21 protein-coding genes and 1 pseudogene are annotated in these 26,729 nt (G+C 66.8%); 12 read left to right on the forward strand and 10 right to left on the reverse strand.

All coding sequences use genetic code 11. The annotated features are described in order from the left end of the window. The first annotated feature begins 10 nt into the window (after positions 1 to 10). The 5 genes from GFY24_RS20005 (at position 11) to GFY24_RS20025 (ending at position 7,311) form a co-directional block, all read left to right on the forward strand. Positions 11 to 1,075, forward strand: coding sequence for an AAA family ATPase (locus GFY24_RS20005; RefSeq protein ID WP_153806720.1), 1,065 nt, complete (start codon positions 11 to 13; stop codon positions 1,073 to 1,075). A gap of 5 nt (positions 1,076 to 1,080) precedes the next feature. After that, entirely contained in the window at positions 1,081 to 3,669 is a 2,589-nt protein-coding gene (locus GFY24_RS41140; protein WP_194852941.1) for a DUF5682 family protein, read from the forward strand. After that, complete coding sequence (locus GFY24_RS20015) at positions 3,662 to 4,786, forward strand: VWA domain-containing protein (RefSeq protein WP_153806589.1); 1,125 nt, start codon at positions 3,662 to 3,664, stop codon at positions 4,784 to 4,786. Before GFY24_RS41140 ends, GFY24_RS20015 begins: the two co-directional genes overlap by 8 nt. Next, the gene (locus tag GFY24_RS42990; RefSeq protein ID WP_153806590.1) at positions 4,783 to 6,801 is read left to right on the forward strand and encodes a hypothetical protein; all 2,019 of its coding nucleotides are present in this window, start codon (positions 4,783 to 4,785) and stop codon (positions 6,799 to 6,801) included. The genes GFY24_RS20015 and GFY24_RS42990 overlap by 4 nt, the downstream gene beginning before the upstream one ends. Positions 6,802 to 6,867: 66 nt before the next feature. After that, positions 6,868 to 7,311, forward strand: coding sequence for an RpiB/LacA/LacB family sugar-phosphate isomerase (locus GFY24_RS20025; RefSeq protein WP_153806591.1), 444 nt, complete (start codon positions 6,868 to 6,870; stop codon positions 7,309 to 7,311). Positions 7,312 to 7,324: 13 nt separating this feature from the next. Here GFY24_RS20025 and GFY24_RS20030 read toward each other — a convergent pair whose 3' ends face one another. Genes GFY24_RS20030 through GFY24_RS20045 form a run of 4 tightly spaced genes read right to left on the reverse strand, consistent with a single transcriptional unit; the run spans position 7,325 to position 11,159 of the window. Next, entirely contained in the window at positions 7,325 to 8,926 is a 1,602-nt protein-coding gene (locus GFY24_RS20030; RefSeq protein WP_153806592.1) for an acyl-CoA synthetase, read from the reverse strand. 34 nt (positions 8,927 to 8,960) lie between these two features. After that, positions 8,961 to 9,422: a gamma-glutamylcyclotransferase family protein gene (locus GFY24_RS20035; RefSeq protein ID WP_153806593.1), complete on the reverse strand. Its 462-nt coding sequence runs from the start codon at positions 9,420 to 9,422 to the stop codon at positions 8,961 to 8,963. After that, positions 9,419 to 10,195, reverse strand: coding sequence for an MBL fold metallo-hydrolase (locus tag GFY24_RS20040; protein ID WP_153806594.1), 777 nt, complete (start codon positions 10,193 to 10,195; stop codon positions 9,419 to 9,421). Before GFY24_RS20040 ends, GFY24_RS20035 begins: the two co-directional genes overlap by 4 nt. A 55-nt stretch (positions 10,196 to 10,250) precedes the next feature. Beyond that, on the reverse strand, positions 10,251 to 11,159 hold the full coding sequence (locus GFY24_RS20045) for a hydrogen peroxide-inducible genes activator (protein WP_309231076.1): 909 nt from the start codon (positions 11,157 to 11,159) through the stop codon (positions 10,251 to 10,253). A gap of 106 nt (positions 11,160 to 11,265) precedes the next feature. Between GFY24_RS20045 and GFY24_RS20050 the strand changes: the two genes are divergently transcribed. The 4 genes from GFY24_RS20050 (at position 11,266) to GFY24_RS20065 (ending at position 14,057) form a co-directional block, all read left to right on the forward strand. After that, positions 11,266 to 11,853 (forward strand): peroxiredoxin, encoded by a 588-nt coding sequence (locus GFY24_RS20050; RefSeq protein ID WP_153806595.1) that lies wholly within the window; start codon positions 11,266 to 11,268, stop codon positions 11,851 to 11,853. A 39-nt stretch (positions 11,854 to 11,892) separates the two neighbouring features. Then, positions 11,893 to 12,432: a carboxymuconolactone decarboxylase family protein gene (locus GFY24_RS20055; RefSeq protein WP_309231077.1), complete on the forward strand. Its 540-nt coding sequence runs from the start codon at positions 11,893 to 11,895 to the stop codon at positions 12,430 to 12,432. Between the two features lie 164 nt (positions 12,433 to 12,596). Next, the gene (locus tag GFY24_RS20060; RefSeq protein ID WP_153806596.1) at positions 12,597 to 13,343 is read left to right on the forward strand and encodes an HNH endonuclease family protein; all 747 of its coding nucleotides are present in this window, start codon (positions 12,597 to 12,599) and stop codon (positions 13,341 to 13,343) included. Between the two features lie 21 nt (positions 13,344 to 13,364). Beyond that, positions 13,365 to 14,057 (forward strand): PhzF family phenazine biosynthesis protein, encoded by a 693-nt coding sequence (locus tag GFY24_RS20065; protein WP_153806597.1) that lies wholly within the window; start codon positions 13,365 to 13,367, stop codon positions 14,055 to 14,057. Positions 14,058 to 14,075: 18 nt separating this feature from the next. Here GFY24_RS20065 and GFY24_RS20070 read toward each other — a convergent pair whose 3' ends face one another. The 3 genes from GFY24_RS20070 to GFY24_RS43365 all read right to left on the reverse strand — a co-directional run bounded on the left by GFY24_RS20070 (position 14,076) and on the right by GFY24_RS43365 (position 16,800). Next, positions 14,076 to 14,555 carry a hypothetical protein gene (locus tag GFY24_RS20070; RefSeq protein ID WP_153806598.1) on the reverse strand — a complete coding sequence of 160 codons (480 nt, stop codon included), beginning with the start codon at positions 14,553 to 14,555 and terminating at the stop codon, positions 14,076 to 14,078. A gap of 136 nt (positions 14,556 to 14,691) precedes the next feature. Continuing rightward, complete coding sequence (locus tag GFY24_RS20075; protein ID WP_153806599.1) at positions 14,692 to 15,915, reverse strand: aspartate aminotransferase family protein; 1,224 nt, start codon at positions 15,913 to 15,915, stop codon at positions 14,692 to 14,694. 129 nt (positions 15,916 to 16,044) lie between these two features. Continuing rightward, positions 16,045 to 16,800 (reverse strand): DUF5134 domain-containing protein, encoded by a 756-nt coding sequence (locus GFY24_RS43365; protein ID WP_194852942.1) that lies wholly within the window; start codon positions 16,798 to 16,800, stop codon positions 16,045 to 16,047. 400 nt (positions 16,801 to 17,200) lie between these two features. Here GFY24_RS43365 and GFY24_RS43370 point away from each other — a divergent pair, with 400 nt between their 5' ends. Next, positions 17,201 to 17,938, forward strand: coding sequence for a VanZ family protein (locus tag GFY24_RS43370; protein WP_309231078.1), 738 nt, complete (start codon positions 17,201 to 17,203; stop codon positions 17,936 to 17,938). A gap of 288 nt (positions 17,939 to 18,226) precedes the next feature. Here GFY24_RS43370 and GFY24_RS20090 read toward each other — a convergent pair. Beyond that, a pseudogene (locus GFY24_RS20090) lies at positions 18,227 to 19,597 on the reverse strand (hypothetical protein); the annotation flags it as partial. A 3-nt stretch (positions 19,598 to 19,600) separates the two neighbouring features. Next, on the reverse strand, positions 19,601 to 20,659 hold the full coding sequence (locus tag GFY24_RS20095; protein ID WP_153806602.1) for an ATP-binding protein: 1,059 nt from the start codon (positions 20,657 to 20,659) through the stop codon (positions 19,601 to 19,603). A 124-nt stretch (positions 20,660 to 20,783) separates the two neighbouring features. Here GFY24_RS20095 and GFY24_RS20100 point away from each other — a divergent pair, with 124 nt between their 5' ends. After that, positions 20,784 to 21,239: a GNAT family N-acetyltransferase gene (locus GFY24_RS20100; RefSeq protein WP_153806603.1), complete on the forward strand. Its 456-nt coding sequence runs from the start codon at positions 20,784 to 20,786 to the stop codon at positions 21,237 to 21,239. Position 21,240: 1 nt separating this feature from the next. On the opposite strand, the gene GFY24_RS20105 is transcribed toward GFY24_RS20100, so the two are convergent. Next, positions 21,241 to 21,882, reverse strand: coding sequence for a Pr6Pr family membrane protein (locus GFY24_RS20105; protein ID WP_153806604.1), 642 nt, complete (start codon positions 21,880 to 21,882; stop codon positions 21,241 to 21,243). Between the two features lie 137 nt (positions 21,883 to 22,019). Here GFY24_RS20105 and hrpA point away from each other — a divergent pair, with 137 nt between their 5' ends. Then, positions 22,020 to 26,435 (forward strand): ATP-dependent RNA helicase HrpA, encoded by a 4,416-nt coding sequence (gene hrpA / locus GFY24_RS20110; protein ID WP_153806605.1) that lies wholly within the window; start codon positions 22,020 to 22,022, stop codon positions 26,433 to 26,435. Positions 26,436 to 26,729 lie beyond the last annotated feature (294 nt).

Below are 26,729 nucleotides of genomic sequence, written 5' to 3' on the forward strand. Positions count from 1 at the left end.
CACCGAAAAGATGCAGCGCCCGCCCGCCGAACTGCGGTGGGCGCAGGATTTGGAGCGGTTGCGCGCCGACGACACGGCACCGCGTCCGCCCGGGTGGGCCCTGAGTGTGGATGCGGCCAAACGGTTCATCGTCGGCGATACCGAGCTCGGGATCGCCAATAAGTTCGTCGGTGACGCGTCGCTGGTGGATCGGGCGCTGGTGAGCCTGGCCACCACCCGCGGGCTGCTGCTCACCGGCGAACCGGGCACCGCGAAATCGCTGCTGTCGGAACTGCTTTCGGCGGCGATCTCGGGTGACTCCACCCTCACCATCCAGGGCGGTGCGGCCACCACCGAGGATCAGATCCGCTACGGCTGGAACTATGCGCTGCTGGTATCGGAGGGTCCGTCCGAGCGTTCGATCGTGCCGGCACCCATGATGCGCGGTATGCGGGACGGCAAGATCGTTCGCTTCGAGGAGATCACCCGCTGCCCCCTCGAAGTGCAGGACTCCATCCTGTCGCTGCTGTCGGACCGCGCCCTGGCGGTGCCCGAACTCGGCGAGATGGTCTATGCGACAGCGGGATTCAATGTCATCGCCACCGCCAACACCCGGGACCGCGGCGTGCACGATATGAGCGCCGCCCTCAAACGCCGCTTCAACTTCGAAACCGTCTTCCCCATCAGCGATTTCACTGCGGAGCTGGCCCTGGTCGAGGCCGAAGCGCAAGCCCTGCTGCGCAAATCCGGTGTCCCCCAGGCCCCGCCCCGCGATGTCCTCGAGGTCCTGGTCACCGCGTTTCGCGAATTGCGCACCGGCGCCACCGAATCCGGCGCTGCCCTGGACCGGATGTCCTCGGTCATGAGCACCGCCGAAGCCGTCTCGGTGGCCCACGCCGTCGGCCTGCGCGGCTGGTACCTGCGCGGCGAACCCGGCGACGGCGCCGATATCGTGCACTGCCTGGCGGGCACCGCCGCCAAAGACGATCCGGACGACCTCGCCCGCCTGCGCCGCTACCTGGAACAACAGGTCCCCCGCAAATCCGGCCGCGCCTGGAAAGCCCTGCACGACGCCCGATTCCAACTCCCCGGCTGAGCACGATGAGCATTGATCCGGTGCGAACCTCCGGTGTGGGACCGGTGTCGGTCACCTTCATCGGCGTGCGCCACCACAGTCCCGCGTGTGCGCGGTTGGTACGCGACACCATTCGGGAGCTACGGCCCGCGCATGTGCTGATCGAGGGTCCGGCCGATATGAACGACCGGCTGGATGAATTGCTGCTCGGGCATGAGTTACCGGTGGCCGTGTTCAGCAGTTACCGGGACAGCGATACCAGGCATATGTCGTGGGCGCCGCTGTGCGACTACTCCCCGGAGTGGCTGGCGCTCACCGAAGGCCGAGCGGTCGGCGCGCAGGTGCGGTTCATCGACCTGCCCGCCTGGCATCCCGCGTGCACGGGACACGAGAATCGATACGCGGATGCCGAACGGCGCTATGAGCGTGCGACGCAACGGTTGTGCCGTGAGTTCGCGGTCGACAATATCGACGCGCTGTGGGATCACCTCTTCGAACTGGGTGAGCCTGAGACTCTCGCGGAACGCCTCGCCACCTACTTCGAATTGGTGCGCGGCGATGAGGACGCCTCCCCCGGTGACCTTGCGCGCGAAGAGTATATGGCCGGTTGGATCGACGCCGCCGTCGCCGATCTGACCCGGCGCAACGATCCGTCCGACACCCATATCGTGGTGGTGACCGGCGGCTTCCACCGCCCGGCGTTGCTTCGCCGCCTTACCGGGAACCGCACCCGCGCGGGCATGGATACCGCCAATGTGGGCGGACAAGACCGCGGCGCAGCAGGTGTTATGCCGGACCAGGCTGCCGCAGGTGGCAGTAAGGGTGTTTTCGAGCCTGCGGGTCTCGGCCAGGACAACCGCGCCCCGTTTCGCGCGCACACGACAGGTGCCACCATGGCGGGAGCCGGCATGCCCCCACCTGACCTCTCGGGTGAGGTGTGGCCCACCGTTCCGGCTTTTCCCGGGGATGGGGTGGGCGGTAGTTACCTGGTGCCGTTCAGTTTTCAGCGGCTGGATGCGTTCGCGGGATATCAGTCCGGGATGCCCTCGCCCGCCTACTACCAACGGCTGTGGGAGCACGGGGCGCAGCAGGCCGCGGACAGTGTCACCCGGGCGGTGGTGCTGCGGTTGCGGGAGCGAGGGCAAGCTGTTTCCACCGCGTCGCTGATCGGGGCGCGGACGCTCACGGTCGGGCTGAGTCGGCTGCGCGGGCATGAATCTCCCTCTCGGACCGATGTTCTCGATGGTTTGGCGGGGACACTGATCACCGAAGCGCTGGATCGGCCGCTGCCATGGACCGGGCGCGGACAGCTGCGGGTGGGCACCGATCCGGTGGTCGTGGAAATGGTTGCGGCACTGTCGGGTTCGACGGTGGGGCGCTTGCACGCGGATACGCCGCATCCGCCGCTGGTACATGATGCGGAGCGCGAGCTGGCTCGCTGTGCGGTGCCGGAGATCGGGCGATTCGAGGTCGATCTCGCCGATGCGGCGGGGTTGGACGCCAGCCGGGTGCTGCATCGGCTGCGGGTGCTGGATATTCCGGGCTTCGCGCGCGATGGTGGACCGACGATCGGCCGGTCGCCGGAATTGAGCGAGAATTGGCGGATCACCACCGCCGAGATGCGGCTGCCCGCACTCATCGAGGCGGGATCGCTGGGTCCGACCTGCGCCGAGGCCGCTGCCGCGCAGCTCGGGGAGCGGTTCGCCCAAGCCGGTTCCGACACCGGCGAATTGGCCACGGTGCTCTTCGATGCCACGCTGTGCGGGCTGTCCGAGTTGACCGGGCGCATTGTCGGCACCGTACGCGGGCTCATCGAATCCGCCGGCGCGCCTGCCGGTCTCGGGCAGTTGCTGACGGTGACCCTCGGATTATGGCGGCACGACCGGCTTTTCGGGACATCGAACTCCCCCACCCTCGCCGCGCTCATCGATGCGGCGGTGCTGCGCCTGCTCTGGCTCGTCGAGGGTGTGCGCGGCGGACCCGCTCCCGCCGATGACGAGCTGTTGAAAGCGCTTGTCGCAGTGCGTGATGCCACCCTGCACGCGCAACCGGTGCTGAGCGTCCAGCGCTCCGACGTGGTGGGGGTGTTCCAACGCTGCACCGCCACCGATCGGCCACCCGCACTGCGCGGCGCCGCGGTGGGCGTGGTCGCCGTCCTCGCACCCCACGACGGCCCGGATATCGCACGCGCCGTGCGACTCTCGGGCGCCCCGGACCTACTCGGCGACTTTCTCACCGGATTGTTCGCGCTCGCTCGCGAGCAACTTTTGCAGGATGCGGGCGAAACCGGTTCGGGCACTCCGCCATTGCTCGCCGTTCTCGACGAGCTGGTGAACCGGTTCGGGCAGGAAGAGTTCCTCGCCGCCCTGCCCGCGCTGCGACTCGCCTTCGCCTGGTTCCCGCCGCGCGAACGCGCCATCATCGCCACCCACCTGCTGGAACAGCGCGGACTCGCCGGTTCCGGATCGGCGCTACTGCGGCTGCCGGTCGACGCCGAGCTGCTCGCGCGCGCCCAGGCGGTGGAATCGCGGGTCGATCAGCAGTTCACCGAATACGGCCTGATGAGCGAATCCTGCTTCGACACAACCGAACTCAGCGGAGTCGCAGATGACTGAACTCGATCCGGCCCTGGAACGCTGGCGACTCATTCTCGGTGCGCCCGCCGCCGCCGTCACCTGCGCCGCCGGGCTCGGCGCCGAGGCCGCCGGTCAGGATGCCGCCCTCGACTGGCTGTATGAACGCGACACCGAACTCGAACGCCGCGATATCCGCAGGACCGGCGGCAGCGGGCCCTCGATCGTCCATGCCGTCGACTGGCTGGACGATATCCACCGGCTGTTCCCCAAAGCCACCATCGAGCGCCTGGAACGAGATGCCGTGCAGCGCTATGGATTACACGATGTGCTCACCGATCCCGGCGTGCTGGAACGCCTGGAACCCAATGCCGAATTGCTCGGCGCGGTGCTGCGCACCAAACACCTGATGAATCCCGAGGTGCTGCGCATGGCCCGCCGCATTGTCGAGCAGGTGGTGCGCGATCTCACCGAACGCATGGCCGCCGAGATCCGGGTGTGCTTCACCGGCACCCGCTCGCGCCGCCCCAGCCGCATTGCACGCGCCGCCGACTTCGATTTCCCGAAGACGGTGCGCACCAACCTCGCCCACTATCGGCCGGACGAGCAGCGGCTCTATATCGAGACCGCACACTTCCGGGCCCGCACCCGCAAACATATCGACAATTGGCAGGTCATTCTGCTGGTGGATCAGTCGGGGTCGATGGCCGGTTCGGTCATTCATTCGGCGGTGACGGCGGCGTGCCTGTGGAATCTGCCGGGCATCAAAACCCATCTCGTCGCCTTCGACACCGCGGTTGTGGATCTCACCCGGGAGGTGGACGATCCGGTGGAACTGCTCATGAAGGTGCAGCTCGGCGGCGGCACCGATATCGCCCGCGCGCTGGCCTATGCCGCCCAGCTGGTGGAGCATCCGCGCCGCACCATAATCGCGCTGATCAGCGACTTCTACGAGGGCGGCCGGCCGGGCGCGCTGATCCGCACGGCCGCAGCGCTGGTGGCCGAGGGTACGACCGTGCTCGGTCTGGCCGCCCTCGATGAGCAGTCGGACCCGGCGTATGACCGCGAAACCGGGCAACGGCTGGCCGATGTCGGTGTTCATATGGGCGCGATGACACCCGGCGAGCTGGCCGGATTCATCGCCGAGAAGATCGGATGACCCCGATGCGCGCCGACCTACTCGCCCTCACCGACGATTCGCTCATCACGCTGGCGAATCGCGGCATTCTCAAACGCGCGGTGAAGGAGAATGCCACCGCGCCACCCGAGATCAGCGAATCCGCCGACGGGACAGTCGAAGCCGTATTCGCCGACGGCACCCGCACCACCCTCGCCGCCGGGGTCACCCTGGAAGCCTCGCCCTGTAGCTGCGGATCGACCGCGGTCTGCCGCCACCGGGTCATGGCGGTGCTGCGTTATCGTGCGACGGCCGAGAGTTCCAGCGCGACAGCGCAGTTCGACGCGGCGGATGCGCAAGAATCCGATGCGGGCAGCACCGGCGACGTGCTCGCGCCGAGCTCGGCCGCCCCCACCTGGTCCCCGGCGGAATTCTCCGATGATCAGCTGCGCGAGCTACTCGGTGCCCGCGCCTTCGCCGCCGCCAGGAAAGCGCACCGCACCGGATACCGCGCCACCGTCCATCGCGGCACCCCGCAGGACCCGGTCCCCGCCGTCGAATTATCCGCTGTCACAGTGCGATTCCTGGTCCCGGGCGATCTCGGCTATGCCCGCGCCGATGCCGCACGCGGGGTGCGACCGGATGCGATCGCCCTGGCGGTCTGGGCATTCCAGGTCGCCGACGATCTCGATCCGGCCGCCGGCGTCCTCGAAGTCACCGTCGGTGCCACGGCCGACGGTTCCGTCGCGGTAACGGCATCCGGCAGCGTCCTGGCACCGCTGGCCGAACTCTTGAATGACGGTGTGGCCCATGCCGGTCCGGCTCTGCCCGCCGTTTTCAGCGCCGCCCTGCGCACCCTCGACGCCGCCTCCGCCCGCTGGCCACACGATGCCCTGACCGACCTGCTGGACCAGCTCGCCGCCCACCGCGACCGCAGCGCCCGCCACGATCCCCTGCACACCGCGACCCTCATCACCGAACTCGTCGCGCGCCACCGAGCGAGCACTCGCGACTGGATTCCGGTGCTCGGCACCGAGGAGGCCGCGCAGACCCCGCTGCGGCACCTGCGACTCACCGGGCTGGGCGCACGCATTACCGGCGACAGCGAATCCCGCACGGTGGAAACCTATCTCGCACATCCCGAAGCGCGGATAGTCCTGACGCTCCCGTACACCACCGTCATCGCCGAGGGCGCCGAACCACCGACCCCCGCCGCCCTCGCCGCCCGCCGCACCGGCGCGGCCCGCCTGGCCGACCTCGCCACCGGAAACGTGGTCACCGAATCGGCCGCACGTTCCGCCAATCGCACAGTGCGCCTTGCCAACAGCCGCGTGGCCCGCACCTCGGTGCTGCCATCCGCGGGCGACTGGTCCAGTCTCCCACCCGAACTCCTGCTCACCGACCTCGACGCCGAATCCGCGCGCCTGACCACCCTCGCCCCCGCCCTCATCCGCCCGCGAGTCCGTGCCGAATCCCTGCGAGCGATCACGGTGGAATCGATCTCCGACATTCGTTACCTCCCCGGCGAACAACGCCTCGAAGCCACCGTGCACGCCCCGACCGGCTCCGCCACCATCACCCGAACCCACACCAGCGCCACCCCCGGAGCCATAGACGCACTGGCCCACACCCTGTCCGGCGACGCGGGCCTCCTTCGCTACATCGCGGGTTCCCTGCATCGCCACCACGGCCGCCTGATCCTGAACCCCACCGCGGTCGTGGCGGGTGCCACCGTCCACGTCCCCTGCTTCGCCACCGCCACCCACACCATCCCCGCCGGAACCGCCACCTCCCACCGCGACCCCCTGGCCGAGGCCATCACCACGGCCCTGGCCCTCACCTCCGAAGTAGCCCACCGGGGCATCCGCCACCTGCCTCCGAGCTGGTTCACCCGCGCCGCCGAATCAACCACAACCCTCACTCGTCTGGGCCTGCGAACCGCCGCCACCGCCCTCGACGACCTGCGCCGAACCCTCACCACCACATCCGTCCCCGCTGCCCTCGACCGCTGGGCAACCACCCACCTCCGCCTCCAACTGACCGCCGACCAACTCTGACTATTCGGACCACCCTTTGCCCGAAGATCAGCCCGACAGCCTGACCACCGGGTCACAATGGGTGTTATGCGTATTTCCGTAGCGGCGGACGAGAACACCGGGGTCGCCGCCGATGTGGTGTCGGAATTGCGACGGCGCGGGCACGAGGTCATCGTGCACGGGGCGCTGGAGCCGGATGAGCGCGATGACTGGGCGTGGGGCAGTGCCGCGGCGGCGTGGGATGTCACGGAGGGGCGGGCCGAACAAGCCGTGGTGTGCTGCTGGACCGGAACGGGGGCGTCGATCGCCGCCAATAAGGTGCCCGGAGTGCGGGCCGCGCTGTGCGTCGACAGCTATACCGCCGCGGGGGCGCGGCGGTGGAACGACGCGAATGTGCTGGCGTTGAGCCTACGGCTGACTTCGCGGGCACTGCTGAGCGAAATCCTGGATGGCTGGTTCAGCGGGGCCGCCAGCGACGACCCCGACGATATCGCCAATATCGAACACCTGAATCGAATCGCGGACTTCTGACCACGACCGACTGCTATCGGGGCGGGTCCGCGAGATGTGCGTGTTCGGTGCGCAATTCGCGCTTGAGAATCTTGCCGCTCGGGTTCTTGGGCAGGGCCGCAACGAAAGTCACGAACTTCGGGACCTTGAATCCGGCCAGCTGCGCTTTGCAGTGCGCTTGGACGGACTCCGCCGTGGGGGCGGTTCCGTCGCGGGCCACCACGATCGCGATAACCGCCTCGATCCAATGCGGGTGCGGGATGCCGACCACGGCGGCCTCGGAGATGTCGGGGTGCTGGTAGAGGACCTCCTCCACCTCCCGGCTGGCCACGTTCTCGCCACCGGTCTTGATCATGTCCTTCTTGCGGTCGACGACGCTGAGATAGCCGTCGGCGTCCATGATCCCGAGGTCACCGCTGTGGAACCAGCCGCCGCGGAACGCCTCCGCGGTTTTGGCCGGATCGTTCCAGTAGCCGAGCATCGCGTGCGGAGAACGGTGCACGATCTCGCCCACGACGCCGACGCCCACGGGCTCGTCGTCGTCATCGACCACGCGCGTCTCCACATTCAGCGCGGGCCGGCCGGCCGAACCGGGCTTGGTGAGCTGATCCTCCGGGGTGAGAACCGTTGCCAGCGGGGCGAGTTCGGTCTGGCCGTAGAAATTGGCGAGTCCGACACCGGGTAGTCGCTCCGCCAGTTCATGCAACACCTCGACCGGCATGATGCTGGCCCCGTAATAGCCCTTACGCAGCGACGACAGATCGTATTTGTCGAAATCGGGATGCCGCAGCAGTGACAACCACACCGTCGGCGGGCAGAAGAGTTTGGTGGCGCGCTCGGTTTCGACCGTGCGCAGCAGCGTCGCCGGATCCGGACCGGGCAGCAGAATACTGGTCGCGCCCAAATAGATATCGGGCGTGAGGAAGCAGTGCAGCTGCGCGCAGTGATACAGCGGCAGGGCGTGCACCTCGATATCGTCGGCGGTCATCCGCCCGTCCACGATCGCGCTCATATATTGGGCGATCAGGCCGCGCCCGGACATGATGGCGCCCTTGGGCCGCGATTCGGTTCCCGAGGTGTACATGAGCTGCACCGGATCGTCATCACCGACGAACACATCGGGTTCGGAGGCATCGGCGTGGTCGTCCCACGCGGTCACCTCCGCCCAGCCCGCCGGAGCCGGCAGACCATTCGAACCGATCCAGCCGAACAGTCGGATCTCGCTGTCGCCCAACTGTTTCACGGCGGCTTCGGCCTCGACCCCGAGCGCATCCTCGGCAATGAATCCGACAGCCCCCGAGTGCCCCAGAATGTAGGCGACCTCATCGGCGGTGAGCATGAAATTGATCGGCACCGAGATCGCGCCCAGCCGGGCCAGCGCGAAGTACAACAGTACGAATTCCCGGCAGTTGTGCGAGTACAGCGCGATCCGATCACCCTGTGCCACACCACGATCCGCGAGACTGTGCGCGACCCGATTCACCGCGGCGTCGAGTTCGGCGAAACTCTCGCGTCGCTCCCGCCATACCAGCGCGGTCTTGTCCGGCACCCGTGCCGCACTACGCCGCAACAGGTCACCGAGTCCCTGACGGCGCGCACCCGCGACCACGGCATTGATATCCGACGCTGCATTCATGCCAACACGTTCTACCGGACAAGTGTGGCCCGTGTCATATTGTCCCATCCAGTAGGATCAAATCTCGCCGCCACGCCGCGCACTCGTCTACATAGCCGGGCAGGTGCGCGACGGTGAAATCCGCCGCGGACCAATCCGCGGCTGCCACCGCGCCGGTCCAGGCGTAGGTCCACGCGTAGACCTCCCGATTGCCCGCGTGCACCGATACCGGGATCAGGTCGTACTCGTCGTCCTCGAACTCGTCCAGCACCCACCATTGCGTCCGCGTCAGTCCGGTGAGCAGAAATCCTTGCGCGGCACCGTGATTGGCGTGCACCAGTCCCGGATACACCTTGCCGGGCAAGGCCGCCGCCCGCCGCCCCGGCAACTCCGCGGGCCGCAATTCCGTTGTGCAACCGATCAATTCGGTCAGCACCTCCGGAAACCGCAGCGTCCCATAGACGAAAAGCGGGGCGGCGCCGGCAGGCAACCGGCGCGCCCAGGACCCGCTACTCACCGGCCGATAGACCGGGCGAAGACCGCCGGATCATGCGAATTGACGATGCTGAGCTGATGACCGTGCAGGCGTTTGAGCTCGCTGAGACGGTGCTGATTCGCACGATAGGCATCCCGCACGATCGCACCCTGCTCGTACATGCGCACCCAGAACGGCACATTCGGCTGCTCCGGATCGATGGAGCCCGCCATCATGAAGGCGTCCCCGGCATGCAGCAGCCAGCCACGACCGCTGTCGATCGCATAGCCGGTATGGCCGCGAGTGTGCCCGGCGAGTGGAACCGCGAGAATCTCCGGCGGCAGCCCGGGCAGATCGCGCACGGTGGTGAAGCCGAACCAGTCCTCGCCGCCCTCGACCTCGTTCACCATCCACTTGGGCCCGTGCGCCCACTGCGGCGCGCGATAGCGCATCCGCTCCGACATCGTGGGAGTGGCGGTGGCAGCACGGAATTCGGGGCCGTGCACGTGCACGGTCGCCTCCGGGAAGTCGGCCAGCCCGCCGGAGTGATCCATATCCAGATGGGTGAGCAGAATGTGCCGCACATCGCGAGGGTCGTAACCCAGGGCCTGGATCTGCCGGATCGCGGTCTCGGATTCGCGCAGCTTCGCCCCGAGGAGGAATCGGTTCGCGCCCAGCATCTTCCCCGGCTCCCATACGCATCCGAGCCCGAATCCGGTGTCGACCAGCACGAGTTCGGTCCGGGTCTCGACGAGTAGGCAGTGGTCGACCAGGCCGAAGGCCATGGTGCCGCAGTTCAGATGGTGAATCCGCATGGGCTCGAGCGTCCCAGACGCATCCGAACCGGTCAATTGGAACGCGGCGCGCCCGTCAGTACGGGCGGTGACTGCGAATGATGTCGGCGAGGCGTTCGTAATCCTCACCGCGCGCGGTGGAGGCGCGATAGGCCAAACCGAGCGTGCGGCCCGGCGCGGGCGCGGCGAAGTGCGCGATTTCCAAAGTGCCACGGGAGGTTTCGGCCGCGACCGCCATGTCGGGAATCAACGTGACGCCGAGATCGCCTGCCACACACTGCACCACGGTGGCAAGCGAGGCCGCACGCGTGTCGCCGACCGCACCGGGCTGCGCCTCATGGGTGCGGCACAGGTCCAGGGTCTGATCGCGCAGGCAGTGGCCCTCGTCGAGCAGGAGCAGCGGCAAGGCGTCCATATCAGCGGGTTTCAGATCCCGGCGGCCCGCGAACTTGTGCCCGCGCGGCACGACCAGCACGAATTTCTCGGTGTAGAGCGGAATCTCGACCAGCCCGGTGGCATCGGCCGGGAGCGCCAGCAGCGCGACATCCAGCACGCCCGAACGCAAGCCGTCCAGCAGTCGCGCCGTCTGATCCTCGATCACATGCGGAATGAGCGTGGGCAGCTGCCTGCGTAGCTCAGGTAGCAAGGTGGGCAGCACATATGGAGCAACCGTCGGAATGATGCCCATGCGCAGTGTGCCGCCGAGTCCGGATCCGGCCGCCGATGCGACAAAACGGTCAGCCGCTTCGAGTGTCGCCATCGCTTGTGACAGCAGCCTTTTACCTGCGGGTGTGACCAGCACGCGGCGCGTACTGCGTTCGATCAGTTGCAGACCGAGTCCGTTTTCCAGTGATGCCAAAGCCTGCGATAACGTGGGTTGGCTCACGTTCAGCCGAGCCGCCGCGGTACCGAAATGGCGATATTCAGCAATCGCCACGAACGCACGCAGCTGCGAAAGGGTCGGCTGATAAGTTTGATCAGTCACGCCTATCAGTGTAGAGCGAACGATCGGCTTTACCTTTCGCCCCCCTCGGGGCAAGATCGTTCGCAGCAGTCACGACACAATCGATTCGACTACATGAGGAGCAAGCATGGCTCTGCTGACCATTGGCGACCAGTTCCCCGCCTACAACCTGACAGCGGTCATCGGCGGTGATCTCTCGAAGGTGAACGCTCAGCAGCCCGACGACTACTTCACCCAGATCTCGAGCGACGACCACGCCGGCAAATGGCGCATCGTGTTCTTCTGGCCGAAGGACTTCACCTTCGTCTGCCCGACCGAGATCGCCGCCTTCGGCAAGCTGAACGAAGAGTTCGCCGATCGTGACGCCCAGGTGCTCGGCGCGTCCGTCGACAACGAGTTCGTGCACTTCCAGTGGCGCGCCCAGCACGAGGAGCTCAAGACCCTCCCGTTCCCCATGCTGAGCGACCTGAAGCGTGAATTGGCCGCTGCCACCGGCGTTCTCAACGCCGACGGCGTCGCGGACCGCGCCACCTTCATCGTGGACCCGAACAATGAGATCCAGTTCGTCTCCGTCACCGCCGGTTCCGTGGGCCGCAATGTCGACGAGGTGCTGCGCGTGCTCGACGCACTGCAGTCCGACGAGCTCTGCGCCTGCAACTGGAAGAAGGGCGACCCGACCATCAAGGCCGGCGAGCTCATGACCGCTTCGGTCTGATCTTCTTCAAAACGGCTCTGACATAAAGGATTTCGCACAGTGACCATCGAGAACCTCAAGAACTCCCTGCCCGAGTACGCCAAGGACCTGAAGCTGAACCTGTCCTCGATCGCACGCACCACCGTGCTGACCGAACAGCAGCTGTGGGGCACCCTGCTCGCCTCGGCGGCCGCCACCCGTTCGGCCACCACGCTGCGCGAGGTCGCCGAGGAAGCCGCCGACATCCTGTCGGAGCAGGCGTACAACGCCGCACTGGGCGCCGCCTCGATCATGGGCATGAACAATGTCTTCTACCGGGGCAAGGCGTTCCTGGACGGCAAGTACGACGATCTGCGCGCGGGCCTGCGCATGCAGATCATCGGTACGCCGGGTGTGGAGAAGGCCGATTTCGAGCTGTGGTCGTTCGCGGTCTCCTCGATCAACGGTTGTGCTCACTGCCTGGAGGCGCACGAGCACACCCTGCGGGAAGAGGGCGTCTCGCGTGAGGTGATCTTCGAGTCGCTGCGCGCCGCCGCGATCGTGGCCGGTGTCGGCCAGGCCGTGGCGTCGACCGAGGCGCTGGCTGCCGCCGCCGTCTGATCGGGTCGAATCCGACATAGGAAGGGCCGTGCACCACCGGGTGCGCGGCCCTTCCTTATTCGTGACGCACCGCAGATGTGATGTTTGCCGTAAATTAGCCGTAATTGGTCACCGATCGGCAACATTGCCCGGTTCATCCCGTTTGGGACCCTAGACTCCCCCGCATGCCCACGCGTTCCCGGACCGATGCCCGGCGCCGTTGGCGCAAACTCTTCGCCGGCTCGGTGGTACTCATCGCGGTCGCCGCGATCGGATTCACGCTCTGGAGCAATCGACAGGACGAGCCGAACAAGCAGACTCCGGTCGCCGATCCCGGCGGCACCCCGCTACCCGACGCGCAACGAGCGCGCGGGGATCTGGACCGGCTCACCATCGCCTGGAATCGCAATTGGGAATCCTACGACCGCAATGCCTTCGGACCCGGCTGGTCCGGACGCGGCGGGGAACCCGTACTCGCCGACGGCTGCACCGCGCGCGAGGACGTGCTCAAGCGAGACTTGACGGAAGTACGCCTGGCGGAGGGCAATTCGTGCATGGTGCGTTTCGGTGTGCTGATCGATCCGTACGCCGGGGAGCGACTGCCGTACGACCGCTTCAAGGCCTCGGATATCGAGATCGATCATGTGGTCGCGCTCGGCGACGCGTGGCGCTCGGGAGCCTCGCAGTGGAGTGCGGAGCAGCGCGAACAGTTCGCCAATGATGTCGGCAATCTACTGGCGGTACAGCAGCGGGCCAATCAGGACAAGGGCTCCAAAACCCCGGATCAGTGGCGGCCACGCAATGCGTACTGGTGCGATTACGCGCGCCGCTGGATAGCGATCAAATCCCACTGGGGACTGACCGTGCAGGCCACCGAGAAGAGCGCCCTGGCCGACATGCTCACGACCTGTTCACCCCCCACCGCTCGTTAACCGGCGGTAAGCTCGGCTCTCATGGGCATTCCGGAAAGCGATGGCGCACAGATCGAAGTGGTTCGCGTGTTCACCGACGCGGCAGGCCGATTCGGAAATCCGCTGGGCATTGCCCGCGCCGCCGATGTCGAGGGGGCCGATCACCAGGCCCTGGCCGCCCGGGCCGGATACAGCGAAACGGTTGTGGTCCAGGACCCGTCGAACGAGCGCACCAGCATGCGGATCTACACCCCCGCCGTCGAACTGCCTTTCGCGGGGCATCCGACCGTCGGCACCGGCTGGTGGCTGTTCATGCAGGGACGTCCGGTCTCGGTGATCGATGTGCCCGCCGGACCGGTGGACGTATCCGTCACCGACGACATGACCTGGGTGCGAGCACGCTCGGAATGGGCGCCCGAGTTCGAGTTCCACCAGTTCGACGACCTCGAGGAGGTGGCCACGCTGGACCCGGCCGATTTCCCGGAGGGCCGGCACTACGTGTGGAACTGGATCGACGAGGCTCGCGGACAGGTGCGGACGCGAATGTTCGCGCCCGCCATGGGAATTCCCGAGGATGCCGCCACCGGCGCGGCCGCCATCGCGCTCACGGCCAAGCTGGAGCGCGGGCTGTACATCACCCAGGGCGAAGGGTCGCAGCTGTTCACCGAATGGGATTCGGACGGCTGGGTGCGACTGGGCGGGCGCGTGGTCGAGGACCACGCGGTCGTTATCTGACCAGCGGAAATCGGCGGTTCACTGATCCGCGAAGATCAGCGACCCCTCTACTGTCTGCCCCGGGACGGTCACGAAAAGCGTTCCGGGCTCGGGGGATTCGGTGCGTTTGCCGGACGGCGGCGTCTTGACTCCGAATCGGTAGCAGCCGGTGACAGCGAGATAGCGGGCCGCGCCATTCGCATCCGTGGTGGCATCCAGGCCCAGCGATTGGGTCGACTCGCCACCGGGGACGTTCTGCCGGACCGGATCACACGGTTCGATAAGGCTCAGGTACACAAGCACATTCGGGACCGCCAGGCCCGAGACGGTGCGCGCGTGGAGCACGACGGTCGAGGGAACCTGATCCGGCTTGGTGAATTCACCCGCGATCGACGGGCTCGCGGGAGTCGTCGAATTCGGAACCGCGAGATCGGTTTTCACACCGGACCCACAGCCGGAGACCACAATTCCCACTGCCGTGAGAATCATTACGCACGACAGGATTGCACGTGAGGCCATCGCCGCTGTCCTTCAGGAAGACGTTCCGATGCCTGAACAACGATGTGCCGCGCCGAACCGTTCACGAACTCGGCGAATGAGGAACAGCTCTGAACCCCGGTGCGGGCGAAGTGATTCGCCCGCACCGGGCAGGGGATCAGCCCAGAGCCGCGGCGAAGCCCGCCGCCATATCGGCGACCTGCCCCTCGGTGATCACGAACGACGGCGAGATCTGCAGCGCGCCCTGACCGGCGGCGCGGCCCGAGATACCATGCGCGCGAAGGGTTTTCACGAACGGCATGGCCTCGGCGGGATCGGCGAGCTGCACGGCGGCCACCGCGCCCAGACCACTGCGCACCTCGGCGACGCGCGGATGCTCGGCGAGCGGCGCGAAGTGCTTGTGCAGCAACGATTCCAGATTCTTGCTGGCATCGAGGAGATTCTCGCGCTCCATGATGTCCAGGTTCGCCATGGCGGCGGCCGCGGCGGCGGCATGACCACCGTAGGTGTAGCCGTGCCGGAACCAGGTGCCACCGGCGAAGAACGGCTCGGCGATATGCGGGGCGATGAAGACCGCGCCCATCGGGATATAGCCGGAGGTGAGGCCCTTGGCGGTGGTCATGAGATCGGGCTGCAGATCGAATCGTGAAGAGGCGAACCAGGATCCGCCGATACGGCCGAAACCGGTCACAACCTCATCGGCCACGAAGAGAATGTCGTTCTCACGGCAGATCTGGCGCACCTCGGTGAGGTAGCCCTCCGGCGGCAGGTAGACCCCGCCCGCGCCGATGATCGGCTCGGCGAAGAAAGCGGCAATACGATCCGCGCCAACCTCTTCGATGAGCGCCAGCAGCGACTTGGCATCATCCCAGCTGATGGTGCGGGCATCGGGCATGAACTCGCCGTAACCCTCATGGTTGACCGGAATGCCCGCGAGCGAGGTGCCCGCCACATGCATGCCGTGGTACGCCTTCTGACGGCCGACCACAATGGTCTTGCCCGGCTTGCCCTGCACATTCCAGTAGCGCCGCGCCAGCTTCACCGCGGTATCGACGCCGTCGGAACCGCCGGAGGTGAAGAAGATCTTGCTGCCCGGCACCGGCGCGATACCGGCCAGTCGCTCGGCCAGATCGCGCAGCACCGGAGACGCCAGGTCACCAAAGTTGGAGTAGTGCGCGATATCGGTCAACTGCGCCGCGACCGCATCCGCGATCTCGCGACGACCATGACCGACATTGGTGAACCACAGACCGGCCGTGGCATCGAGGTACCGGGTGCCACCCTCATCCCAGATATAAGCGCCCTCACCGCGCGCCACCACGAACGCACCACCGCTCTCGACGGCACCCATATCGGCGAAGCCATGCCACAGCGAACCCATCCCGCACCTCCGTCACACCAACACCGGCGGCCCCCTCTCGGGCGCGCCGAACACCCCACCATCACACCATCACGACCGTGAGCAGCCCGAACGACCCCCGCCCGGCCCGGCCGAGGGGCCCCGTGCCACTCAGCCCGCGGCCGCGAGGACGAGCATGTAGGCCGTGCCGATATCCATTACGAGATGCGGCACCACCGCCGTGGGACCGGTCCCCACCGGATGCGGGAACACGTGCCGCAGCGCCCGCCGCGACCACGGCACCGCCATCACCACCGCATCGACGGTGAACAATGCGGCCAGGGTGAGCATGAGGCCCGGGGCGGGGCCACCACCCATCCGCATCCCATGCTCACCGTGCCCACTCATCGCGTACAGCATGGCCCCGGCGGCGACTACGTGATAGCCGAACGCGGCCACACTCACGCTGCGCCACCGCACAATTCGCGCCATGAGCAAAGCCGCGTACACCACCACCATGGCCGTCAGCACACCCCGCAGGGCGCGCGGATCGGCGGCAGCCGGAAACACCAGCATGGCCAACATGACCATGCACATCAGCAGATGCGCCGCATCCGACTCCTGATCCAGCCCGCGAATCCCATTCCCCACCAACATATTTCCCCGACCGGATGCGAAACCTCGCCGACCCGACACGATATTGCCCCAGCCGGGCGCGACAATTCCCGCTACCGGCACAGCACCTCCCCGGCCCGACGCGGCGCTTCCCCGCACCGTCGCGTTGCCGGTCTCCTCCGCGCCGCACTCCACAACTCCACCGGCGGGCTGCACCGCGGCCAAGCGCCCCAGCACAATCACCACCGCGAACCCGAACGCCGCCGCCACCACCCACCGCAGCGCCCCATACTCCTGCACGAATCCCGTCACACCCCACCACCTTCCAGCGCGGAGTCCCGATCTCCCACCATGGTGACACTCGCCTACGACATCGAGCACCGCCCTTGCCCTGCCGGAACGAGGGCGTGCCGCCGCCATTCGGGCCATGACTGGCGGCCCCGCGCACCGATTCGCCTCCCGCGCGCTTGCTTGCAGGCGATTTCGTGCGCGACACAACAATTCGTGAGCGGCGGGCCGAATACCCCTGGTGACGGATGCGGACTACACCGCACATGCGGTCGGTAATGAGCAGGATCGGACCTTCAGCGGGAATCCTCGGCGCGCTCCAGTAGACGGATGACAGTGCCGCCAGCCCCGCAGTTCCTTCCTAGCACCGAATCCCCACATATCCCCCACGGCCGCTGCGGAATTCGTCGCTAGTGTGAGCAGCATGCGGCAGGTTTGGGGGATGTGGGGCGGGGTCCTCACGGCGTGGGCACTCGCGATACCGGTACTGGTGGCGGGGGTTCGGCTGGTGGCATGGCTGCGGCGGGGGCGGCCACACGCGCTGCGGAATACGTTGGCGGAGGCCGGAATTCTCTGTGGCACACTGCCGTGGATCTGGATGATTCTGACGCCGACCGGTGGAGTGCGCGAAGTCAGCCTGATCCCACTGCGGGATCTGTACGAGATCCTGACCGATGACCCCACGCAGGCCGTGGTGCAGATCGGCGCGAACCTGATCGTGTTCCTGCCGTTGGGTTTCCTACTCCCCCTACGACTCCCCCGACTCGCAAGCGTCCCACGCATGTTCACCGTCGGCGCAATTCTGTCCGCCCTACTGGAATTCGCCCAATATGCCCTCGACCTAGGCCGAGTCTCCTCAACAGACGACGTTCTCATGAACGCCGCCGGTGCTGCCCTAGGTGCGTGGCTCGTGGGTCCCGCGCACCGATTCGCCTCCCGCGCAGGCATTTTCCGGCGATTTCGGGCGGGGGGCGATGATCCGTGCGCGACGGGGAGGGTGTCAGCGCATTCGGAAGACGGGGCCGCGCGGGCGGAACGGGAGCGACGCGCCCGCGGGGATCAGGAAGGCGTGTTCGTGGCGGATGCGGACCACATCGCACATACCGTCGGTGATGATCAGGATCGGGCCGTCGGGCGGGAAGTCCTCGGCGCGTTCGAGTAGCCGGACGCCGGGTTGCAGGACGGTGCCGCCGCGGCCTCGGACGCGGACTCGGGAGGCGATGTCGTCGACGGGGAGGTAGCCCGCGTCGTGGGCGGCGGCATCGCAGTAGACGACTCGGGCGCGCGGGACATCGCGGGCGCGGGCGTATGCGGCGATCGCGCCGAGCCCCTTGCCCATGAGTTCGCGCGACATGGAGCCGGAGGTGTCCAGGACTACGCCGAAGGTCGGGAGGCGGACGGACTCGCCGGGGCGCGTCCAGGCCGGGCGCGGGATATCGTGAGTCGAGGATTGGCGGCGGGAGGCGCGGGTGTAGCTGCGACGCTTCTCGGCGGCGGGGACGTGTTCGTCGAACCATTGCGCGAGCTGCGCATCCCAGGGCAGGGGCGGCTGGTCCAGGGCTCGGATCTCCTGCTCGAGGCCGGCCGGGAGCAGGCCGCGCCCACTGGACTGGTGGTACGCCAGGCCGGTAGCGAGCGCTCCGTGGTAGTACTGGTCCAGGTCGACATACCGGCCACGAGTGCCATCGTGCGGTACCGGTTCTCCGAAGATGTCACCCTGCCCGCGCCCACGCAGGGTGGCCAACCGGCGCATGCGCCGTAGATCGCCGGCGATCCGGTCGTAGATCTGTTCCGCCGAAAACCCTTTCAGCTCAGGGTCGTAGAGCAATCCTTCGGGCAGCTCCCCCACACCCATCTCCACCAGCCAGCCATTGACGACGTAATCGCAGGCCACATTGAACAGGTAGTGATCCCGCCACCCCGCCCGCTCACCGTGACGCAGTGCGGCGTGCAGCATTTCGTGCGCGAGGACGAACTTCCACTCCTCATCGGTGAGGGCAGCGAACGGATTGACATAGATCTCGGCCGCCTCCGCGTTCACCGCCGCGATCGAAATATCCCATCCGCGAGCCACTTCCGCCTCGGCGACGATCTTCATTCCGGCGGCGAGCGCGCCGAGCAACGGGTAGGAGGAGACGAACCAGTTCAGCGCGCGATCCCACGACCGCGGCACCTCCTGCTTACCGTGCGTCACACCCCGCCCGGCGGCTTCCAGGGCCTCGCGCGCGGCCTCGCTGATCCCGATCGCGAATTTCCCAGCGTGGTCATAGTTCTCGGCGGTTGCCGCGCCGCCGACGAAGAAGTCGGGGAAGTCGGGCTGCCGGTACTGTTCGGGAACCCCGGTGGGCCACCACCGTTCGGTCAGCGCGAGCTCATCCGAGCCGCCCGGTGTCGGCGGCAAATCGACCGGGGCGCGCCCGACCTTCAAGGTCAGCAGGTACTGGTCCACGACGGCGCAGCACGCGGCGCGGTACACCGGGTGTGGATACCGCGGATCGCTGAGCCACGAAGTATTCTCCTCGAACACCCGCGCGGGCTTCCCGCGCGGATCAGCGTGCCCGAAACCCAAGTGCAGCAACAGATGCGCGAAGGCCCAGGCCCACTCCTCGGGTTCGGCGCGTCGCTTGGGATTGAAATGGATTGCGCCGTAACCGGAGACGACCGCCGACACCTGCACGGGCAATTCCTCCTGCGCCTCGTGCAAGCCGTGTCGCGCCCACCGGAACAGCGGGTTTCCGCATGCCAGCGCCCACCCGGCCAGCATCTTCTGATGCCAGGGGTCGGATGCCTTGCGGCGCTTACGCGTTGACTGTCCCGCCATCGGCTACCGCCGCGCCGCCAGCCGCGGCAGATCCCGCGTGACCTCGACCAGGAACCAGGTGGGCAGCACCGGCACACCATTGTCGTCGGCGGCGATCACCAGTTGCGCGCACTCCACCGAGATCTCCGCGAGCTCGGTGAGCATGCTCTTCGCCCGCAGCACAAAGCGTTTCAGCCCCGCCGAGGCATGCTCGCGGGAATCGGGCAGCTCCTTGATCAAGTGCGCACGGAACGCCTCGGACAGGAAGTACAGCAGATCGCGATCGGACGGCTCGCGCGGCCAGCCCGCATCACCCTTGATAACCACCTCCAGATCGAACGCATGCCGCACCGTCTTCACGAACGCCCGGAATCCGGAAGCGTGTGCGGCGGTGAGTGTTCCGGAGGACAGCACCGACAGCGCCGTGTCCTCGATCCCATTTCCATAGGAGTGCAACGCATCCGAGAGCATGTGCCAGCCGCGCGGCGTCGAGAACGGCTGCTCGGTCTTGGGCGGCGGGGACCAGAGATGATCCGGCCGCTGCATCACGTATTCCACCACCCACGGGTGAATATCATTGTGCGCGGCCCACTTCAGCCAATCATCGACATCGGCGCGCAGATGCACATGCACCATGCGGTTCACCAGCGCCGAGGCCATCGGCCGTGCCAGCGCGTTATCGGTGGCCCGATTCCCCGCCCCGATCACCACCGAACCCTCGGGCAGCTCATAGCTCCCGATCCGCCGATCCAGGATCAGCGAATAGAACGACTTCTGCACCTCGGCGGGCGCGGCATTCAACTCGTCGAGAAACAAACAGTACGGCTGCTCGCGTGCGATCATCTCCGGCGGTGCGAACCGACTTCGATCCCCTACGATCTGCGGTACCCCGATGAGATCCTCCGGCGCGAGCTGCGTACCGAGCAGCGTGACGCATTCCAGGCCGAGCGAATCGGCGAAGGCCCGCACCAGCGAGCTCTTACCGATTCCGGGCGCACCCCACAGGAACACCGGCCGCACCACCGCGACGTGCAGCAGCAACTCCGGCAACTGGTCCGGGGTCACCGTGACTGTCGCTTCCATCGATCCCTTCCTCGGATTCAAGGAACTCCGAGGTTAGAACCGCCCGCATGGCGCTGGCCAGCGAATTTCCCAGCGACCGCCGAGCAAATTTTGTCGACCATTCGATATCGCTAGCCTGGTGGGCATGCGCATTGTGGTGGACGATCTGTCCGGATCCGAGGTGATCGAACTACTCGAGGCCCATGTGGCCGAGATGCTGGAGAACTCCCCCGAGGAAAGCATGCACGCGCTGGACGTGGCGGCGCTGCGCAAGCCGGACATCACCGCCTGGTCGGTGTGGGATGGGACCGAGCTCGTGGGCTGCGGGGCGGTCAAGGAACATGACCCCAACCATGGCGAGATCAAATCCATGCGCTTGACCACCGCTTACCGCGGCAAAGGCGTTGCCGGAGAGCTGTTGCGGCACATCATGACCGAGGCCGGGGCTCGGGGGTACACACGGCTCAGCCTCGAGACCGGGTCCGGGGAGTTCTATTTCCCGGCGGTCCGGTTGTACGAGCGGCACGGGTTCGAGCACTGCGGGCCGTTCGCGGATTACACGAACGACCCGCACAGCGTGTTCATGACTCGCGAGCTCTGAATCAACTGGTGTGCGTGCGGCTTTCGCGCCAGAAGCGGGCGATGAAGCCGTTCAACGCGGCCACCGCGACCGCCAGCACGGCGAAGAACACCACCATCAGGGCCAGCCGGCCGGACAATCCCAGATAGCCCTGCGTGCGCGGATCGATGAACGGGTACGGGTACCAATCCACGATCGGGCCGCGGATCAGCGTGTAGACGCCGTACACGACGGGATAGATCAGCCAGGAACCGATCACCTTGGGCGCCAGCTTGATACCGGCGGGAATGATCAGCCAATCCACCAGGATGGCCAGCGGCATGACCTTGTGCAGGGCGGCATTGGTCCACTCGTCGTCCATCTGCACGTCCACATCGGCGAGCAGGACCGCGTAGATGATGAGCGTTATCGTCAGGTAGAGCGTGCCCGCGCCGCGGAACAGCTGCCAGCCCCGCGACCCGGGATCGAGCAGACCGCCGACCAACAGCACCAGCACGCCCAGAATGTTCGACTGGATGGTGAAGTAGCTGAAGAAGTTGGCATACGAGTAGCCATCGACGCCGAGATTGCGCAGCGGTATGTCCAACAGCGCCACCAGGCCGAACACTCCGAAGGCAATACGCAGTACACGAACCCACATCGGAGTCCCGGCGGTAGCGACCATGGCCTGATATTCGCATGCGAAAGCGGCGAGACGGAGACGATACGCCGATACAGCACACATCAGGCAATCGCTTTCGAGCGGTTTGTGACACCGTGCCGAGCGGCTCGGGCAATGACTTCGCTACGCTTGACGGTGCAATGACCAGGACTGCCGCCACGTTCATTAAGCAGGCTCAGCGTGAGCTTCGATCCCGCCTGGCCGACCTCTCGATCCGCGACGAACACCGGTTGCGTCGGCGTCTCGACAAGGTCCGCGGCGGTGACCTCACCGAACTCGAAGCCGATATCGACGCCGCACAGCGCCGCGTCGACGCCCGCCGCTCCGCCGTACCCGAGATCAGATATCCGGAACAACTGCCGGTCTCCGCGCGCCGCGACGATATCGCCAAGGCCATCGCGGACAACCAGGTCGTGATCGTGGCCGGTGAGACCGGCTCCGGCAAGACCACCCAGATTCCCAAGATCTGCCTGGAATTGGGGCGCGGGGTGCGCGGCACCATCGGGCACACCCAGCCGCGCCGGTTGGCCGCGCGCACCGTGGCCGAGCGCATTGCCGAGGAGCTCGGCGGCGAATTGGGCGATGTGGTCGGCTATACCGTCCGCTTTACCGATCAGGCATCGGACCGGACGCTGGTCAAACTCATGACCGACGGCATTCTGCTGGCGGAGATCCAGCGGGACCGGCTACTTCGCCGCTACGACACCATCATTATCGACGAGGCGCATGAGCGCAGCCTCAATATCGACTTCCTGATGGGGTATCTGAAGCAGCTGCTACCCAAGCGGCCGGATCTCAAGCTGATCATCACCTCCGCCACCATCGATCCGGAGCTGTTCGCCCGGCACTTCAGCGACGAGAACGGCTCGCCCGCACCGATTGTCGAGGTGTCGGGGCGGTCGTATCCGGTGGAGATCCGATATCAGCCACTCTCCCTGGAAATCCCGCTCACCTCGGATGATCCCGATGACGAGGACACCCGGATAGTCGATCGTGACCCCACCGATGCCATCGGGGACGCGGTACGGGAACTGCTCGCCGAGGGCGACGGGGACATTCTGGTCTTCCTCTCCGGCGAACGCGAAATCCGCGATACCGCAGACACTTTGCGCGATATGAGGCTGCCGCGCACCGAGATTCTGCCGCTGTACGCGCGGTTGTCGGCGGCCGAACAACACAAGGTTTTCAGTAACCATGCCGGTCGACGAGTCGTGCTGGCCACCAATGTCGCCGAGACCTCGCTGACCGTGCCCGGTATTCGATACGTGGTCGATCCGGGTACCGCGCGAATCTCCCGCTACTCCATGCGCACCAAGGTGCAGCGGCTGCCCATCGAACCAATTTCGCAGGCTTCGGCGCGACAGCGGTCCGGTCGCTGCGGTCGTGTGGCGGACGGTATCGCCATCCGGCTGTACTCCGAGGACGACTTCGAAGCGCGGCCGCAGTTCACCGAACCGGAGATTCTGCGCACCAATCTGGCCGCCGTCATTCTGCAGATGACCGCGCTCGGACTCGGCGATATCGAGAGCTTCCCGTTCGTGGAGGCTCCCGACAATCGGGCGATCCGCGATGGCATCGCACTGCTCGAGGAGCTCGGCGCGCTGGCTCGGCGCACCGAGGAGGCCGATCGCGCCGAAATCCCGGACGCCGGACTGGTTCTCACCGCCATCGGCCGGGAAATGGCGCAGCTGCCGGTGGATCCGCGCATGGCGCGCATGCTGGTCGAGGCCAACAACAGCGGCTGCCTCGCCGAAGTGCTGATCATCGTCGCCGCCCTGTCGATTCAGGACGTGCGCGAACGCCCGGTCGAATTCCAGCAGGCCGCCGATACCAAACACGCCCGCTTCAATGTCGAAGGCTCGGACTTCCTGGCCCACCTCAAACTCTGGGACTACCTCGGCGAACAGCGTAAAAACCTGTCCTCCAACCAGTTCCGCCGCATGTGCCGGGACGAATTCCTGCACTACCTCCGCATTCGCGAATGGCAGGACCTACACGGCCAACTCCGCACCATCACGCGCAGCCTCGGCTGGTCGGCCGAGTCCGCCCAATCCGCAAGCGACGCACCGCCGTCGGCGACCGACCTCGAGGGATCCGGCGAGGGCCGGCGCGGCCGGAACCGACGCGGCACCGCACGAGCAAACGGCCCCGAGTCATCGCGTGCGGACAGCGACGCGGATGGCACCGGCAGCGGTGGCACGAGCAATAGCAGCGAGCGGGGGCGCGCCGGGAATCGACGCGCTGGGCAAACTGCCGACGGCACAACAGCATCCGGGCAGGCGGGAGCGGCCGGGTCCACCGCTTCTTCAGGCGCAGCGGCCTCGACCAAGTCCACCGGCTCTGGCCGGAGCTCAATGGGCGGGGAAGCCACCGCGTCCGGTAGAGCCGGGCAGGGACAGCGCGGGCAGGCGAGCGGCCGCGATGCGGGCGGCTCGGGTCTCTCGGTTCGGCTCGCCGCGCAAGCCGCTGCCGCCGATGAGGCCATGCCGTGGGATGTGATATCGATTCATCAGGCGTTGCTGGCGGGGATGCTTTCTCATATCGGAGTGCGGGAGGCGGAGAGCCGGGAGTTCCTCGGGGCCCGCAATGCGAAGTTCATGATCTTCCCGGGGTCTTCGCTGGCGAAGAAGGCACCGCGGTGGGTGATGGCGGCCGAATTGGTCGAGACCTCCCGATTGTGGGGGCGGACGGCGGCTCGGATCGAACCGGAGTGGGCTGAGCGGCTGGCCGGGGATTTGGTGAAACGCACCTATTCCGAGCCACATTGGTCGTCCAAGCGGGGCGCCGCGCTGGCATATGAGCGCGTCACGCTGTACGGGATTCCGCTGGTTACACAGCGGCGGGTGGACTTCGGGCGGATCGATCCCGAACTCTCGCGCGAGCTGTTCATTCGGCACGCGCTGGTGCAGGGCGAGTGGCAGACGCACCATGTGTTCTTCGAGCGGAATCGCGAATTGCTCGACGACGTCGCCGATCTGGAGCATCGAGTGCGGCGGCGCGACATTCTGGTCGACGATCAGGTGCTCTTCGACTTCTACGACGGGCGGATCCCGGCCGATGTGGTGTCGGTGCGGCACTTCGACAGCTGGTGGCGCAAGACGCAGAAACAGGAGCCGGCGCTCCTGGACTTCAGCGCCTCGACCGTGGTCAATGACGATGCGGCGCTGCTGGATCCGACCGCATACCCGGACAGTTGGCGACAGGGTGAGCTGATCCTCCCGCTCACCTACCAATTCGAGCCGGGCAAGGCCGATGACGGTGTGACCGTGCACATTCCGGTGCCGCAGCTCGCGCATGTGCGCAATGTCGGCTTCGACTGGCTGGTGCCCGGCATGCGCGAAGAGCTCACCACGGCGCTCATCAAGACACTGCCCAAACAGCTGCGGCGCATGGTGGTGCCCGCACCCGATTTCGCGAATGCGGCACTGGCGGCAATGACTCCGCGCGCGGAACCGCTGCGCACCGGACTGGCCAGGGAACTGTCCCGACTGGGATCGGTCACCATCGCACCCGCCGATCTCGATCCGGCGGCACTGCCGAGTCACCTGCGCATGACCTTCGCGGCCACCGACGGCGCGGGCACGGTCGTCGACCGCGGTAAGAGCCTGGCCGAGCTGAAAACCCGGCTGGCCCCGCAGGTCTCGAAGTCCGTGGCGCGCGCCACCGCCGCGGCCGAGCGTGCCCCGGCGGCCGTATGGACCTCGGAATCGCTCGGCACCCTCGAACCGACGGTGCGCCGCCAGGTCGGCGGGCAGACCATTACCGGCTATCCCGCACTGGTTCCCGAGGGTGCGGGCGTCGCAGTGCGCGTGCTCAGCTCTCCGGGTGAGCAGGCGGCCGCCATGCGCACCGGCACCCGCACGCTACTGCTGAATGCCCTGCCCACCTCACCGCGTTCGGTGACGGCGTCGCTGCCGCCCACCGATCGCCTTGCGCTGAGCCAGAATCCGTACGGTTCGCTCGACGGACTCATCGAGGACTGCCGCGCCTGCGCCGCCGACGAGCTGATCGCGAAAGCCGGTGGCCCGGTGCGCAGCCCGGACCAGTTCAAGGCATTGATCGAGAAGGTCCGCCCGAACTTCACCACCGCCGTCGCGCAGATAGTGCGCGTGGTGGTGCCGGTCCTGGCGGAGGCGCATCGCGTACGCGCGGCCCTGGCCGACACCAGGGATCGTGAAGCGGCACAGGATGTCACGCATCAACTCGACGACCTGGTCTTCCGCGGCTTCGTCTCCGAATGGGGCAGTGCGCGGCTACGCGAACTCCCCCGCTACCTGGAGGCCGCCCGCCTGCGCCTGGAAGCGCTCCCGGCCTCGGCCAACCGCGACCGCCAGGGCATGACCGAACTCGATCGCGTGCACGCGGCCTACGACCGCCTGCTCGAACTGCTCCCCGAGGGCCGCCGCAATGGCCGCGACGTCCTCGAAATCTGGTGGATGATCGAAGAACTCCGCGTAAGCCTCTTCGCCCAGCAACTCGGCACCCCGTACGCCGTCTCCACCAAACGCATCGAAAAGGCAATAGACACAGCCCGAAAGCCCCCCGCCAAGCGCTGACGAGCACCCCCGGCGCAGGCACCCGCCACACGCTCCTCGCCAACCAAGCACCCGCCCTATCGTCATCCCGGCGCGTTTTTGGCCGGGATCCACTATGCGGCGGTAGATCCCGGCCAAAAGCACGCCGGGATGACGGGGGAAATGTTTCGACACGGGGCGGCTCGCAATCGACACGGGGCCGCTCGCAGGTCAACACAGGGTCGCTCGCAATCCACGCGGGGTCGTCGCTCGCCAATCCACGCGGGGTCGCTGGCAATCGGCGTGGGGCGGAACGCGGTTGAGCGCGGGCAAAGG

Source organism: Nocardia sp. SYP-A9097 (assembly GCF_009649815.1).
Classification (GTDB): domain Bacteria; phylum Actinomycetota; class Actinomycetes; order Mycobacteriales; family Mycobacteriaceae; genus Nocardia.